The 14,273-nt window shown below is 65.4% G+C and carries 12 protein-coding genes and 2 pseudogenes; 10 read left to right on the top strand and 4 right to left on the bottom strand.

Annotated elements, in window-relative coordinates:
* Positions 1–8: 8 nt before the first annotated feature.
* From kdpA to RTH46_RS21340, 5 genes are all read left to right on the top strand, one after another.
* Complete coding sequence (kdpA, locus tag RTH46_RS21360) at positions 9–1,703, top strand: potassium-transporting ATPase subunit KdpA (RefSeq protein WP_316906559.1); 1,695 nt, start codon at positions 9–11, stop codon at positions 1,701–1,703.
* Positions 1,704–1,713: 10 nt separating this feature from the next.
* Positions 1,714–3,768, top strand: coding sequence for a potassium-transporting ATPase subunit KdpB (gene kdpB, locus RTH46_RS21355; RefSeq protein ID WP_316906558.1), 2,055 nt, complete (start codon positions 1,714–1,716; stop codon positions 3,766–3,768).
* A 13-nt stretch (positions 3,769–3,781) separates the two neighbouring features.
* Positions 3,782–4,345, top strand: coding sequence for a potassium-transporting ATPase subunit KdpC (kdpC, locus tag RTH46_RS21350; protein WP_316906557.1), 564 nt, complete (start codon positions 3,782–3,784; stop codon positions 4,343–4,345).
* Between the two features lie 149 nt (positions 4,346–4,494).
* Complete coding sequence (locus tag RTH46_RS21345) at positions 4,495–7,149, top strand: sensor histidine kinase KdpD (RefSeq protein ID WP_316906556.1); 2,655 nt, start codon at positions 4,495–4,497, stop codon at positions 7,147–7,149.
* Entirely contained in the window at positions 7,146–7,844 is a 699-nt protein-coding gene (locus tag RTH46_RS21340) for a response regulator (protein ID WP_316906555.1), read from the top strand. Before RTH46_RS21345 ends, RTH46_RS21340 begins: the two co-directional genes overlap by 4 nt.
* A 144-nt stretch (positions 7,845–7,988) precedes the next feature.
* On the opposite strand, the gene lysA is transcribed toward RTH46_RS21340, so the two are convergent.
* Positions 7,989–9,224 carry a diaminopimelate decarboxylase gene (lysA, locus tag RTH46_RS21335; RefSeq protein WP_316906554.1) on the bottom strand — a complete coding sequence of 412 codons (1,236 nt, stop codon included), beginning with the start codon at positions 9,222–9,224 and terminating at the stop codon, positions 7,989–7,991.
* Between the two features lie 222 nt (positions 9,225–9,446).
* Here lysA and RTH46_RS21330 point away from each other — a divergent pair, with 222 nt between their 5' ends.
* From RTH46_RS21330 to RTH46_RS21320, 4 genes and pseudogenes are all read left to right on the top strand, one after another.
* Entirely contained in the window at positions 9,447–10,376 is a 930-nt protein-coding gene (locus tag RTH46_RS21330) for a LysR family transcriptional regulator (RefSeq protein ID WP_316906553.1), read from the top strand.
* A gap of 35 nt (positions 10,377–10,411) precedes the next feature.
* On the top strand, positions 10,412–10,777 hold the full coding sequence (locus tag RTH46_RS21325; RefSeq protein WP_153786629.1) for a hypothetical protein: 366 nt from the start codon (positions 10,412–10,414) through the stop codon (positions 10,775–10,777).
* Between the two features lie 22 nt (positions 10,778–10,799).
* Positions 10,800–10,919 (top strand): annotated as a pseudogene (locus RTH46_RS26385) (LysR family transcriptional regulator); the annotation flags it as partial.
* An 81-nt stretch (positions 10,920–11,000) separates the two neighbouring features.
* Positions 11,001–11,339, top strand: a complete 339-nt coding sequence (locus RTH46_RS21320; RefSeq protein ID WP_153786630.1) for a hypothetical protein — start codon at positions 11,001–11,003, stop codon at positions 11,337–11,339.
* A gap of 169 nt (positions 11,340–11,508) precedes the next feature.
* On the opposite strand, the gene RTH46_RS21315 is transcribed toward RTH46_RS21320, so the two are convergent.
* The 3 genes and pseudogenes from RTH46_RS21315 to RTH46_RS21305 all read right to left on the bottom strand — a co-directional run bounded on the left by RTH46_RS21315 (position 11,509) and on the right by RTH46_RS21305 (position 13,928).
* Positions 11,509–12,561: a DUF2235 domain-containing protein gene (locus RTH46_RS21315; protein ID WP_153786631.1), complete on the bottom strand. Its 1,053-nt coding sequence runs from the start codon at positions 12,559–12,561 to the stop codon at positions 11,509–11,511.
* A gap of 498 nt (positions 12,562–13,059) precedes the next feature.
* A pseudogene (locus RTH46_RS21310) lies at positions 13,060–13,500 on the bottom strand (GNAT family N-acetyltransferase); the annotation flags it as partial.
* Between the two features lie 158 nt (positions 13,501–13,658).
* Positions 13,659–13,928, bottom strand: a complete 270-nt coding sequence (locus tag RTH46_RS21305) for a DUF3077 domain-containing protein (protein ID WP_125463394.1) — start codon at positions 13,926–13,928, stop codon at positions 13,659–13,661.
* 117 nt (positions 13,929–14,045) lie between these two features.
* Here RTH46_RS21305 and RTH46_RS21300 point away from each other — a divergent pair.
* On the top strand, positions 14,046–14,273 hold a 228-nt coding region (locus RTH46_RS21300; RefSeq protein ID WP_316906552.1), incomplete at its 3' end, for a transposase.

Below are 14,273 nucleotides of genomic sequence, written 5' to 3'. Positions count from 1 at the left end.
GGGCGGCCATGCACAGTTACGATTACCTGCTTTTGCTGGCGTTCTTCGCCATCGTGCTGCTACCGGCACCCTGGCTTGGGCGTTTCTACTTCAAGGTGATGGAAGGCCAGCGCACCTGGCTGACCCCGCTGCTCGGCCCGGTGGAGCGGGGCTGCTATCGCCTGGCTGGCGTCAACGCCGGGCAAGAGCACAACTGGAAGCAGTACACCCTGGCCCTGCTGGCCTTCAACCTGGCCGGCTTCGGGCTGCTGTTCGCCGTATTGCTGCTGCAAGGCAGCCTGCCGCTCAACCCACAGCACCTGCCGGGCCAGGAGTGGTCACTGGCGTTCAATACCGCGGTCAGCTTCATGACCAACACCAACTGGCAGTCCTACAGCGGCGAGGCTTCGGTCAGCTACCTGAGCCAGATGCTCGGCCTGACCGTGCAGAACTTCGTCAGCGCCGCCACCGGCCTGGCCGTACTGGTCGCCCTGTGCCGTGGCATCGCCCGGCGCTCGACCACCACCCTGGGCAACTTCTGGGTCGACCTGACCCGCGCCACCCTCTACGGCCTGCTGCCGCTGTGCCTCGTGCTGGCGCTGCTGCTGGTGTGGCAGGGCGTGCCGCAGACCTTCGCCGACTACGCCCACGCCGTCACCCTGCAGGGTGCCGACCAGACCATCCCGCTCGGCCCGGCCGCCAGCCAGATCGCCATCAAGCAGCTGGGCACCAACGGCGGCGGCTTCTTCGGCGTCAACTCGGCGCACCCGTTCGAGAACCCCACGGCCTGGAGCAACCTGTTCGAGGTGGCCTCGATCATCCTGATCCCGGTGGCGCTGGTGTTCACCTTCGGCCACTACGTCAAGGACCTGCGCCAGAGCCGCGCGATCATCGCCTGCATGCTGGCGCTGTTCCTGATCGGCGGCAGCACCGCGCTGTGGTCGGAGTACCAGCCCAACCCGGCCCTCGAGAGTGCCCAGGTGCAACAGAGCGCGCCGCTGGAAGGCAAGGAGAGCCGCTTCGGCACCACCGGCTCGGTGCTATGGACGGTCACCACCACCGCCGCCTCCAACGGCTCGGTCAACGCCATGCACGACAGCCTCAACCCGCTGACCGGCATGGTGGCGATGGTCAACATGATGGTCGGCGAGGTGATCTTCGGCGGCGTCGGCGCAGGCCTGTACGGCATGCTGCTGTTCGTGCTGATCGCGGTGTTCCTGGCCGGCCTGATGATCGGCCGCACCCCGGAATACCTGGGCAAGAAGCTGCAGGCCCGGGAAGTGCAACTGCTGGTGGCGACCCTGCTGGTGATGCCGGTCGGCGTACTGGTGCTCGGCGCCCTCGCCGCCAGCCTGCCAGGCCCGGCCGGCGCGGTGAGCAACCCCGGTGCCCATGGTTTCAGCCAGTTGCTGTACGCCTACACCTCCGGCACCGCCAACAACGGCTCGGCCTTTGCCGGCTTCGGCGCCAACACTCCCTACCACAACGTGATGATCGGCCTGGCCATGCTGATCGGCCGCTTCGGCTACATCCTGCCGGTGCTGGCCTTGGCTGGCAGCCTGGCGGCGAAGAAGAGCGCACCGCAGGGGCTGAACAGCTTCCCCACCCACGGCCCGCTGTTCACCACGCTGCTGCTGGTGACCATCCTGCTGGTCGGTGGCCTGACTTTCCTGCCGACCTTGGCCCTGGGGCCGATCGCCGAACACCTGAGCCTGGGTTTCTGAGGAATCATTGATGAACATGCCCATTCCTGACGTGAAGGCGCAACGCAGCGCCAAGGACCAGACCCGCTTCGCCGCGCTGTGGCGCCCGGCGCTGCTGCAGGCCTTCGTCAAGCTCGACCCGCGCCAGCTCAAGCGCTCGCCGGTGATGCTGGTGGTGGCCCTTACCGCGCTGCTCACCACGGTGCTGTGCTTCGCCCCCGAAAGCGGCGTGAGCACCGGCGTGGCGGTGCAGATCACCGTATGGCTGTGGTTCACCGTGTTGTTCGCCAACTTTGCCGAAGCCCTCGCCGAGGGCCGCGGCAAGGCCCGCGCCGACAGCCTCAAGGCCGGCAGCCAGGGCCTGACCGCGCAGCGCCGCAAGAGCGACGGCAGCTTTGAGACCGTCGCCGCCAGCCAGCTGCGCAAGGACGATGTGGTGCGCGTGGTGGCCGGCGAGATGATCCCCGGTGACGGCGAGGTGCTCGAAGGCATCGCAGCGGTCAACGAGGCCGCCATCACCGGCGAGTCCGCGCCGGTGATCCGCGAGTCCGGCGGCGACCGCTCGGCCGTCACCGGCAATACCCGGCTGGTCTCCGACTGGCTGCTGATCCGCATCTCCAGCAACCCCGGCGAATCGACCCTGGACCGCATGATCGCCCTGGTCGAAGGTGCCAAGCGCCAGAAAACCCCCAACGAGATCGCCCTGGACATCCTGCTGATCGGCCTCACCCTGATCTTCCTGATCGTGGTGGTGACCCTGCAGCCGTTCGCCCGCTTTGCCGGTGGCAGCCTGCCGCTGATCTTCCTCGCCGCCTTGCTGGTGACGCTGATCCCCACCACCATCGGTGGCCTGCTGTCGGCCATTGGCATCGCCGGCATGGACCGCCTGGTGCGCCTGAACGTGATCGCCCGCTCCGGCCGCGCGGTGGAGGCGGCCGGCGACGTGCACACGCTGATGCTCGACAAGACCGGCACCATCACCTTCGGTAACCGTCGCTGCAGCGCCCTGCATGCCGCCTCGGGCGTGACGGCCAAGGAACTGGGGGAGGGCGCCTTGCTCGCCTCGCTGGCCGACGACACCGCCGAAGGCAAGTCCATCGTCGAGTACCTGCGCCAGTTGCATGACTTCGAAGAACCCTCGAGCAGCCAGTACCAGGCCATCGCCTTCAGCGCCGAGACGCGCCTGTCGGGCATCGACTTCCAGCAGCACCGCTACCGCAAGGGCGCCGTCGATGCGGTGCTGGCCTTCGTCGGCATGCAACGCCTGGAAATGCCAGTGCCCCTGGCCCGTGAAGTGGAGCGCATCGCCCAGAGCGGCGGCACACCGCTGCTGGTGTGCGTCGACAAGCGCCTGCTCGGCGTGATCCACCTCAAGGACGTGGTCAAGCCCGGCATCCGCGAACGCTTCGCCGAGCTGCGCAAGCTGGGCATCCGCACCGTGATGGTCACCGGCGACAACCCGCTGACCGCCGCGGCCATTGCCGCCGAGGCCGGCGTGGATGACGTGCTCGCCGAAGCCACCCCGGAGAAGAAGCTGGCGCGTATCCGCCAGGAGCAGAACGACGGCCGGCTGGTGGCCATGTGCGGCGACGGCGCCAACGACGCGCCGGCCCTGGCCCAGGCTGACGTGGGAATGGCCATGAACGACGGCACCCAGGCCGCCCGCGAAGCCGCCAACATGGTCGACCTCGACAGCGACCCGACCAAGCTGCTGGACGTGGTGCAGGTGGGCAAGGAGCTGCTGGTCACCCGTGGCGCGCTGACCACCTTCTCCATTGCCAACGACGTGGCCAAGTACTTCGCCATCCTGCCGGCGCTGTTCGCCGCCATCTACCCGCAGTTGGGCGTGCTCAACCTGATGCAACTGGCCAGCCCGCAGAGCGCGATCCTCTCGGCCATCGTGTTCAACGCGCTGATCATCATCGTGCTGATCCCCCTGGCCCTGCGCGGGGTACGGGTGCAGGCCGCCAGCGCCGCCCACCTGCTGCGGCGCAACCTGCTGATCTATGGCCTGGGCGGGATCCTTGTGCCCTTTGCCGGGATCAAGCTGATCGACCTGCTGCTCAACGCCCTGCACCTGGTTTGAAGGAGAGACTGACATGACTGCTTATGTACGCCCGGCATTGAGCCTGATCCTGCTGATGACCGTGGTTACCGGTGCCTTGTACCCGCTGGCGGTGACCGGGATTGCCCAGGTGGCGTTCCCCGACCAGGCCAATGGCAGCCTGGTGCGTGACGACAAAGGCGAAGTGCGCGGCTCGGCGCTGATCGCCCAAGAGTTCAAGGGCGATGGCTGGTTCCAGTCGCGGCCTTCGGCGGGGGCGTATGCCACCGTGGCCAGCAGCGCGAGCAACTTGTCGCCGAGCAACCCGGCACTGGCCGAGCGGGTCAAGGGCGAGGCCGCCGCGCAATACCAGGCGCAGCAAGGGCCGGTGCCCCTGGCGCTGCTGACCACCTCCGGCAGCGGCCTTGACCCGCACCTGCCGCCGCAAGCCATTACCTACCAGCTGCCGCGTGTGGCGGCGGCGCGGCAGGTGCCGGTGGAGCGCTTGCAAGTGCTGGTGAATGACGCCACCCTTCGCCCATTGGTCGGGCCGCCGGTGGTCAATGTGCTGGCGCTGAACCAGGCGCTTGAGCGTTTGGCACCTGTTGACCGGCACTGACAAGGGGGCCGCTTTGCGGCCCTTCGCGGGTAAACCCGCTCCCACAGGGAAAGCGCCAGGCTTGAAGGCTGCGCCTCCCCTGTGGGAGCGGGTTTACCCGCGAAGGCCTGCGCAGCAGGCCCAAAATCGCAATATTTAAAGGATGAACCATGAGCAACCCCACCCGCGCCGACGCGCTGTTGGCCGGCCTGCCCCGCGAAGGCCGGGGCCGACTCAAGGTATTCCTCGGCGCCGCGCCCGGGGTCGGCAAGACCTTCGCCATGCTCCAGGCCGCCCACGCCCAGCAGCGCCAGGGCGTGCAGGTGGTGGCCGGGGTGGTCGAAACCCATGGTCGCGCCGAAACCGAGGCCTTGCTCGGCGGCCTGCTCCAGCAACCCTTGCTGCGCAGCGAGTACCGCGGCGTGCAGCTCGAAGAAATGGACCTCGACGGCCTGCTCAAGGCCAAGCCCCCGCTGGTGCTGGTCGACGAGCTGGCCCACAGCAACGCCCCCGGCAGCCGCCACGCCAAGCGCTGGCAGGACGTGCAGGAGCTGCTGGCCGCCGGCATCGACGTGTACACCACGGTCAACGTCCAGCACCTGGAAAGCCTCAACGACAAGGTCCGCGACATCACCGGCGTGCAGGTGCGCGAAACCCTGCCCGACTGGGTTCTGCAGGAAGCCTTCGAACTGGTGCTGATCGACCTGCCGCCGCGCGAGCTGCTGGAGCGCCTGCGCGAGGGCAAGGTCTATGTGCCCGAGCAGGCCCGCGCCGCCATCGACGCCTATTTCTCCCAGACCAACCTCACCGCCCTGCGCGAGCTGGCCATGCAGACCGCCGCCGCCCAGGTGGATGCGGACCTGGCCAGCGGCTACCGCCAGCGCGGCCAGGAAGCGCCGGCCTTGCGCGGCCGGCTGCTGGTGGGCATCGACGGCAACGACCAGGCCGAACGCCTGGTGCGCCATGCCAGCCGCGTTGCGCAACGCCGCCATTTGCCGTGGAGCGTGGTGCATGTCGACAACGGCCGGCTGCGCGACGAAACCGCCCGCCATCGCCTGCAGGCCGCCCAGCAATTGGCCGAACGGCTGGGCGGTGAAGTGGTGCTGCTCAGGGCAGGGGAGGTGGCCCGCACGCTGATCCAGCACGCCGCCGAACGCCGCGCCAGCCTGGTGCTGGTGGGCCAGTCCCGCGACCTGCTGCGCCGGCGCTTCTTCGGTGCCGGCGTAGCGGCGCGCCTGCTGCGTGAAAGCCATGGCCTGGAAATCAACGTGCTCGACCGAGACGCCCAGCCACAGCCGGCCAGTGCCGCGGCCAAGCGCGTGTGGGTGTGGCGCCACTACCTGCTGGCGCTGGTGGCCACGGTGCTGGCGGCCGGTCTGTCCTGGGCCGTTTCCAGCGTGCTGGCGCTGCCCAATATCTCGCTGGTGTTCCTCGCCGCCGTGCTGCTGGTGGCGGTGCGCAGCAGCCTTGGTCCGGCGTTGGCCTGCGCCGTGCTGTCGTTCCTCGTCTATGACTTCCTGTTCATTCCGCCGAACTTCTCGTTCAGCATCCAGCGCGAAGAAGACGTCCTGACCCTGGTGTTCTTCCTGTTGATGGCCGCGCTCACCGGCAACCTCGCCGCCCGCCAGCGCCGCCAGTTGCAGGCCCTGCGCGAGACCCAGGCGCAGACCAACCAGTTGCTCGATCTGTCGCGCCGGCTGACCGTGGCCACCGACCGCCAGGCCGTGTTCAGCGCCGCCGGCCAGCACCTGAACGGCTGGCAGGACGTGCAGGTGTGCCTGCTCGAACGCAGCGCCGACGGCCTGCTGCAAGTCGCCAGCGGCGATGCGCCGGCCTTCACCGACAACGAACGCGCCGCCGCCGAATGGGCCTGGCAACATGGCCAGGCCGCAGGTTTCGGCAGCGACACCTTGCCCCACGGCCGCTGGTGGTGGTGGCCTCTGGCCGTGGAGGAGCAACCCCTGGCCTTGCTCGGCGTACGCCCGCGCAACGGTGAACCCATGGGCGCCCAGCGCCGTCGCCTGCTGAAGGCCCTGGCACAGCCCCTGGCCCAGGCCCTGGCCCGAGCCCGCCTGGGCGAGCAACTGGAGGCCGCGCGCCTGCATGGCGAAACCGAGCAGCTGCGCAGCGCCTTGCTCGCCTCGGTGTCCCACGACCTGCGCACCCCGCTCACGTCCATGCGCGGCAGCATCGACAGCCTGCTGGCGCTGGGCGACGCCATCCCCCCGGCTGACCGCCGCGAGTTGCTCGAAGGCACCCGCGACGAAGCAGAGCGCCTGGACCGTTACATTCAGAACCTGCTGGACATGACCCGCCTCGGCCATGGCAGCCTCAAGCTCGCCCGCGACTGGGTGGCCCCCGCCGATATCGTCGGCAGCGCCCTCAACCGCCTGCGCGTGGTGCTGGCGCCGCTGCGCGTGCACACCGATGTGCCCGGCGAGCTGCCGCTGCTGTTCGTGCATGCCGCCTTGATCGAGCAGGCGCTGGTGAACGTGCTGGAAAACGCAGCGCGCTTCTCGCCGGCACAAGGGCGGCTCGACTTGCAGGTGAAGGTGCAGGACGAGCAACTGTGCTTCGCCGTCAGCGACCAGGGCCCCGGCATCCCCGAGGACGAGCGCGAAAAGATCTTCGACATGTTCTACACCGCCGCCCGCGGCGACCGCGGCGGGCAGGGCACTGGCCTGGGCCTGGCGATCTGCCAGGGCATGATCGGCGCCCATGGCGGGCGCATCCTGGTGGGCGACGGCCTCGATGGCCACGGCACCTGCATCACACTATGCTTGCCGCTGCCCACCCAACCCGATAGCGAAAGTGAAGCCCCATGAGCCAAGCCGCCACCCTGCTGGTGATCGACGACGAACCGCAGATCCGCAAGTTCCTGCGCATCAGCCTGGCGTCCCAGGGTTACAAGGTGATCGAAGCCGGTACCGGCAGTGAAGGCCTGGCCCAGGCCGCCTTGAGCAAGCCTGACCTGGTGGTGCTCGACCTCGGCCTGCCTGATATGGACGGCCAGCAAGTGCTGCGCGAACTGCGCGAATGGAGCACGGTGCCGGTGATGGTGCTGTCGGTGCGTGCCAGTGAAGTGCAGAAGGTCGATGCGCTGGATGGCGGTGCCAACGACTACGTGACCAAGCCCTTCGGCATCCAGGAATTCCTCGCCCGCGTGCGCGCTTTGCTGCGCCAGGCGCCGCAGGTGGGCAGTGCAACCTCGACGGCCAGCTTTGGGCCGCTGGTGGTGGATTTTGCCTTTCGCAAGGTGACGCTGGAGGGAGTGGAGGTGGCGCTGACGCGCAAGGAATACGCGCTGCTGGCGCAACTGGCCGGGCACCCGGGGCGGGTGATTACCCAGCAGCAGTTGCTCAAGGACATCTGGGGGCCGACCCATACCGATGACACGCATTACCTGCGGATCGTGGTGGGGCACCTGCGCCAGAAGCTGGGGGATGATCCAACCGCGCCACGGTTCATCATTACCGAGGCGGGGGTGGGGTACAGGTTGGTCGCACCAGCGCAACTGTAGCGAGGGCACGTGGGAGCGGGCTTGCCCCGCGATGAATGCGCGGGGCTTGATGGCACCTGCTTTGCCGGTAATCGCGGGGCAAGTCGCAGCGGCGCAGCGCCGCTCCCACGATGTTCACATCAGCGCGTATCGCATTACTGAGTGTTAGACACTCAGTTCCAACGCCAGCAGCTCCTGCACAGTCTGCCGCCGGCGGATCATGCGCACCTGACCCTGCTCGATCAGAAACTCCGGCAACAGCGGCCGGCTGTTGTAGTTCGACGACATGGACGCGCCGTAGGCCCCGGCATCGTGAATCACCAGCAGGTCACCGACCTTGGCTTGTGGCAGCACTTGTGGCGTTAGCTCCTGATCGTCCTGGGTAAACACATCCCCGGACTCGCACAATGGCCCGGCCACCACGGTCGGTTGCAGCGGGCGATTCACCGGGCGCCCCACGGCATCGAACAGGCTCATGCGGTGATAGGCTCCATACATCGCCGGGCGCATCAGGTCGTTGAAGCCGGCGTCCACCAGGATGTAGTGGTTGTTGCCCATCTGCTTGACGGCGCGCACCTCGGCCACCAGGTAGCCAGACTCCGCCACCAGATAGCGCCCCGGCTCGATCTCCATGCGCACGGGGTGGCCGAGCATCGCTTCGATCTCCGCCCGCGCCACCGCCCAGGTACGGGCATAGCACTGCAGGTCCACCGGCTGGTCGTCCTGGCGGTAGGGCGTGGACAGCCCGCCACCGATGGAGAAGGCTTCGATGTCCATGCCCAGTTGGCCGATCAGCCCGACCATGGCCCCGGCCACCTGCTCCAGGTGCTGGTAATCCACCCCCGAGCCGATGTGCATGTGCACGCCCACCAGGTGCAGGCCGTGCTGCTTCACGCAGGCCAGCGCCTCGGGCAGTTGCTCGTGCCAGATGCCGTGCTTGCTGTTTTCACCGCCAGTGTTGGTCTTGCGGCTGTGGCCGTGGCCGAAGCCTGGGTTGATGCGCAGCCACACCCGGTGCCCGGGGGAGCGCTCGCCCAGTTGGCGGAGCATGTCGATGGAGCCGGCGTTCACTTCGATACCGGTCTCGACCACCCGCGCCAGGGTCGGCTGGTCCAGCACGTCGCAGGTCAGCACCACGCCGGCCGGCTCGCCGGTCACTTGTGCGCCCGCGGCGAAGGCGCGTTCCATTTCACCCAGCGAGACCGCATCGAGCACCAGGCCACGTTCGCGGATCAGGCGCAGGACGTGCAGGTTGGGGTTGGCCTTTTGCGCGAAGCGCACCGTGTCGAAGTGCTGCAGCAGTTGGTCGATGCGCTGGCCGATGGTTTGCGCGTCGTAGGCCCACAGGGGCGAGCCGTGTTGGCGGACGGCGTCGGCCAGGAGGGTGGAAGGGGTGCTCATGGTGGTGTTCCTTGTAATGGATGCACCGATGGTGAGCTAATGGATGGATTCAGAAAAATAGCTAATTTTATTTAATCTATTCATATTTGATATGCACGTGCATGTGCTCATGCGTGGGAGCGGGCTTGCCCCGCGATCACCGGCATAGCCGGTGCCAAACACCGCGTTGCTTGAGTCGCGGGGCAAGCCCGCTCCCACGACACCACTACCACGAGCCACCTCATGAAACTCTCCATCCGCCACATCGAAGTGTTCCGCGCCATCATGGCCGCCGGCAGCGTCACCGGCGCCGCCCGCCTGCTGTTCACCTCGCAGCCCACCGTCAGCCGTGAGCTGGCGCGCATGGAGCAGGTCACCGGCCTGAACTTGTTCGACCGCGAAGGCGGGCGCCTGGCGCCCACTGCCCAGGCCCTGCTGCTGATCGACGAGGTCGAGCGCGCCTTCGTCGGCCTGGAGCGCATCGACCGCTTTGCCCAGGCCATCCGCAACTTCGAGCAAGGCCGGCTGGCCATTACCTGCCTGCCGCTTTTCTCGCAAACCCTGCTGCCCAGGGCCTGCCAGCGCTTCCACCAGCAACACCGGGGCGTGAGCGTGAGCATCACCGCCCAGGAGTCGCCGCTGTTGGAGGAGTCGCTGGTCGCCCAGCAGCACGACCTCGGCCTGACCGAAGTCGAGCAGGTGCCCCGGGGCGCGGTGGGCGAGCTGCTGTTCAGCGCCGACATGGTCTGCGTGCTGCCCCAGGGGCACCCGCTGCAGGCCAAGGCTGTGCTTGAGCTGAGTGATTTCGATGAGGTCGATTTCATCAACCTGGCCAGTCTTGACACCTACCGCCAGCAGCTCGACCAGCACTTTCGCGCCGCCGGGGTGAATCGGCGCACGGTGATCGAGACCACCAGTGCGGCCTCGGTGTGCGCCATGGTCCGGCAGGGGCTGGGGGTGGCGATCATCAATCCGTTGAGCGGCCTGGAGGCGGGGCAGGGTGGGTTGGCGATTCGGCGCTTGAGTATCTCGGTGCCGTATCGGGTGATGCTGATCCAACCTGAGCACCGGCCGGCGTCGGCGGTTGTGGAGCCGTTTTGCCAGGCTTTGCGCGAGCAGGCACGGGAAATGACAGCGGCGCTGGGCGGTAGCAGCGCTCAAGTGACCGCATAATCCGGGACAGCTTTGTCCCACCACAAGGAAGCACAATGAACGGATCGCAGCCCACGACGGCAAAATCCCTGGGGGATCTCGAACCCCTTCCAGACGCAGTATCGACCCTCACCCGGTTATTGCTGGATGAAACCCATGAGCGACACGAAGATATCGTGTTCGAACTCGGGCTGCTCGGCGATGCGGCAGCCGTCCCTGCCATTGCGCAGGCGGTGAACATTCCGTTCGCCAGCCTGGTGCGCTGGGGCAACCTGCAGGAGTTCCAGCGCAAGTGCGCGTATGCGCTGGCACGGATTGGCACCCCGGAATCCCGCGCAGTGCTTGAACGCATGGCGAGCAGTGCCGACCCGGACATCCAGGCTTATGGAGAAGAAGGGCTGGCTCGTTGGCCCCTTAAGTAGAAACGCCATCGAATCCCACTCGGAGGCGGGGCAGGGTGGGTTGGCGATTCGGCGCTTGAGTATCTCGGTGCCTTACCAGGTGATGCTGATCCGGCGGTTTCAGGCGCGGGAGATGGAGGCGGCATTGGCGAAGGGGGGATGAGCCCGTCGGAACGAATCAAGCGGGGGTTGGGTCAACAACTGCATTGGTGTTCGAGAACGCTCCATAGCAGGAGGATTGGCCATGAGTACCCTGACGATAGAAGGTTGGTGCAAAGGCAACGGTGATCGCCGCTCCACCCCGGTGGGCGATATCCATTTCGACATCCAAGGCCCCACCCATACGTTGCTGGAGCAGGCCGAAGAGCGCCTGCAACAGAGCCATGAGCCCGAGGCCATGGTCGATGTCGACATGGGCACGCTGAACCTGATGTTGCCGGAAGGCTATGGGCCGCTGTCCGACTGCCGACTGCGTGTGTACCTGAGTGATGATGAGCGCGGGCAGTTTCACCTGGTCGGCCATAGGGCCAGCGATGGCAGCCTGATCTACACCAATGCGGTGCTGATTGCCCAGTTGAGTTGAGTTTCGGTGGCGGCCAACCAGGCCTGAGTGCATTCACTCTCAGGCCGTGTTGCCCAGATGGTTCAAGTGGAATTATTCCAGGCCAATAATTATTGAAATCCAATAATTCTGGATAAAACGGTGACAGACCTTTGCCAGCGCCCCGAGCTGATGGCGGCGCAGGCCAACGTCACCTGACCTTCCCAACCGGCGTGAAACTGCCGACCAGGTTCGGGCCAACCGTGTTCTTCGGCTTGTAATCCGCCTCGTGTTTCAGCCGGTCCTCGACGCTTGGATCGATGGCCTCCCGGCCAAACAGCGTTTGCCCGATGTCCCGGTAGTGGGGCGGATTGAACTGGCTATAGGCGCCGCCGAGGAACTGCTTGTAGGAGTTGGTGATCGGCAGTGTGGTGGTGGGCAGGCTGGGGATCTTGCTGGTGTCCACCGCCAACCCGCATTCGACCGCCTTGTTGATCATCCACGTCAGGGCGATATCCGAGAGGCTGTTGTCCGGGTAGCCACCGCCGATATTGGCGTGGGCACCGGAGAACCAGACTTGCTCCACACGTTGGTTGGGTTTGCTCTTCGGATCCCACAGGGTGCACTGGTAGTTCTTGCGCCATTCATCGATCGCTAGCGCGTGGAAGGCGTTGTGGACGATCGAGCTCAGTTCGGTGTCATGGAATTCGTAGTACGACCTGTTGAACCAGTCGAAGGATTCCAGCGGCACGCCCAGTGCGCCGACGGTATCCCAGATGCCCAGCATGTGGATGGTGATGTTGCGTGAGAAGTTGCTGCGGAAAAGTTGTGCTCTGTCCGAGTCGGCGCCCTCGTCCCGGGTCCGATACAGGCCATAGGCCTCTTCTGTCAGGTCGATATGCTCGGGTTTGAGCAACCCTGCGTTGCGGATCAGGCCCACCAGACTGCGCGCGGTGTAGGCGCCCCGGCTGAAACCGAAGATGTGGACCAAGTCACCGGGCTCGTAGGTGTTTGCCAGGTGACGATAGCCTTCGAGGATCTTATCTGAAAGCCCCACGCCGAAGGCACCCCCGCGTATGCGGTCGTACCATGCCGTGCCAACGCCTGGGTCATACCATTTGTTCTGGGTGGTACCGTCCTTGTCGCGAGCGAGCAGGGCCGCGTGCAACTTCCACACGTTGGTGCTCTTGCTGCCTTTGATTTCGGATTTGGTATCCGGTGTATTCCAGGTGCCGTCAAACGAGATGATGATTTTCTTGGGCATAGTCCGTTCTCCTTCGCCACTGTGCTGCCTGGGCTTTGAACCGCACTGGGCATGGGCGTGAGTAACGGGTATTTCGTGCAGGGTGCAGCGCAAGTTACGGCTGGTGGTGCGCTGACACATGCTCCCAGGGCCATTCACAGATGCTGTTCTCAGCGATCACTGTAGCCCTACATTTGTTGGGGTGCCTTGAAGGTTATGCCGGCAAGGACGTACTGAATTGATCCGCCGCAGGGCATGAAGCGCGGTGGCGAGGTTTCATCATGGGCTTGCACTTCATTCGTAGCCCATATCCAGATCCTGTGCCTGGTCAGCCAGTTCTCTCATCGTCGCCCGGCTGATCCCATCGCGCTTGTCCTTGTAGGCAATCAAGTCAGAGAACGTGATAACGGGTTGACCGTCAGCGCTGGTAACAGGCATTGCCCCCACATCCAGCAACTTCGCCAGATGCGCGCAAGAAACGTTGAGGGCATGGGCGGCTTCGGGGATGGTCAGCGCAGATTTTTCCATGACGGTGGTGCGCTCCACGCCATGGAACTCATCGCGAATCTTCTGGTACCCCAAGCGTGCGTAGAATGCTTGGGCAGTGATGGAGGACGGTACGCGCAGTGACTTGATGCCAGCCCTGACCGCCTGTGCATGGATGGCATCCATCAACTGTTTGCCTATACCTGCCCCTTGGTGTGCTGGCGCAACAAATACCGTTCTCACAACATCGCCATCCAGGCTTGCCGTCGCCAGCAATTGCCCTTGGCAGGTCGCCACGAATACCACTCGGTTAGCGAGCAATGTAAAGACTGCCGCAGGCGAAAAGCTCTGCTCGACCTGGGCAATCACCTCTGCTGGATAGTCTCGTGCGTTGGACTCGCGCAATGCCGCGATCACGATACGGCTGATGGCTTCTGCGTCGTCGCGCCGAGCGCGACGGATATGACACTCCATGAACGCCTCCTAAGTTGATCTGCCCAGTGTAGGAGCGGCCTTGCGTCGCGAGAGGGCTGCGAAGCAGCCCCAGCGATGTCAGCGCGATAGGGAAGTCTGGAGCACCGGCAAGTCCGCTGCTTCACCTTGGGCGTGCAGCTACCAATCAGCTCCAATCTTCAGTGCTTCATCCCCAACTCAGCATCATCCATCAGCGCCTTGGCCAGCGCGCTCAGGTAATACGATGCCCAGAGCAGTTGCGGTTTCTCTTCCATGATTCCGGCGATGGTCAGGTCGCGCACGCAGCCCATCAGCTCCGAAGCTTGGTCCCGCGCATGCTGGCAGGGGATGCCGGGCTCAATGCAGAACAGCGGGGCGGTCATGCCTTCGCCTTGGTAGAACTTGGTCTTGCCCGCAGTGGTGCGGGGCGTGGTGTCGTCTGTGTTCATTGCTCACTCTCCCTGAAATGATCGGTGCCTGGGCGGGCCCTATCGCGGGTCAAGTCGCATCGGCGCACCGCCGCACCCACGAATGCAGGCATTACCCTGCGGGCTTGAACTGGCCTAATGATTTTGGACACCTTCATCGGGCGCTATGATGGCGCCCAATTGGAGGCAAAATCAGTGCGTAAATCTTATTCAAGAGAATACAAAGTCCAAGCAGCCGAAATGGTACTGGACGGCGGCCAGTCAGTTCCTGAGGTCTGCGCAGCCCTTGGGCTTGGGCCTACCGCGCTTCGTCGCTGGGTTGAACAGGTGCGACAAGAAAGAGCGGGCAAGGTGCCGGCTGGGGCC

Source organism: Pseudomonas sp. zfem004 (assembly GCF_032621715.1).
Lineage (GTDB): Bacteria > Pseudomonadota > Gammaproteobacteria > Pseudomonadales > Pseudomonadaceae > Aquipseudomonas > Aquipseudomonas sichuanensis.
Note: the sequence above shows the minus strand (reverse complement) of the source record. Positions and strands in the feature narration are given on the sequence as shown.

Coding starts and splice junctions, on each gene's coding strand:
- kdpA (WP_316906559.1), top strand. CDS start 9: ATGCACAGTTACGATTACCTGCTTTTGCTGGCGTTCTTCGCCATCGTG.
- kdpB (WP_316906558.1), top strand. CDS start 1,714: ATGAACATGCCCATTCCTGACGTGAAGGCGCAACGCAGCGCCAAGGAC.
- kdpC (WP_316906557.1), top strand. CDS start 3,782: ATGACTGCTTATGTACGCCCGGCATTGAGCCTGATCCTGCTGATGACC.
- RTH46_RS21345 (WP_316906556.1), top strand. CDS start 4,495: ATGAGCAACCCCACCCGCGCCGACGCGCTGTTGGCCGGCCTGCCCCGC.
- RTH46_RS21340 (WP_316906555.1), top strand. CDS start 7,146: ATGAGCCAAGCCGCCACCCTGCTGGTGATCGACGACGAACCGCAGATC.
- lysA (WP_316906554.1), bottom strand. CDS start 9,224: ATGAGCACCCCTTCCACCCTCCTGGCCGACGCCGTCCGCCAACACGGC.
- RTH46_RS21330 (WP_316906553.1), top strand. CDS start 9,447: ATGAAACTCTCCATCCGCCACATCGAAGTGTTCCGCGCCATCATGGCC.
- RTH46_RS21325 (WP_153786629.1), top strand. CDS start 10,412: ATGAACGGATCGCAGCCCACGACGGCAAAATCCCTGGGGGATCTCGAA.
- RTH46_RS21320 (WP_153786630.1), top strand. CDS start 11,001: ATGAGTACCCTGACGATAGAAGGTTGGTGCAAAGGCAACGGTGATCGC.
- RTH46_RS21315 (WP_153786631.1), bottom strand. CDS start 12,561: ATGCCCAAGAAAATCATCATCTCGTTTGACGGCACCTGGAATACACCG.
- RTH46_RS21305 (WP_125463394.1), bottom strand. CDS start 13,928: ATGAACACAGACGACACCACGCCCCGCACCACTGCGGGCAAGACCAAG.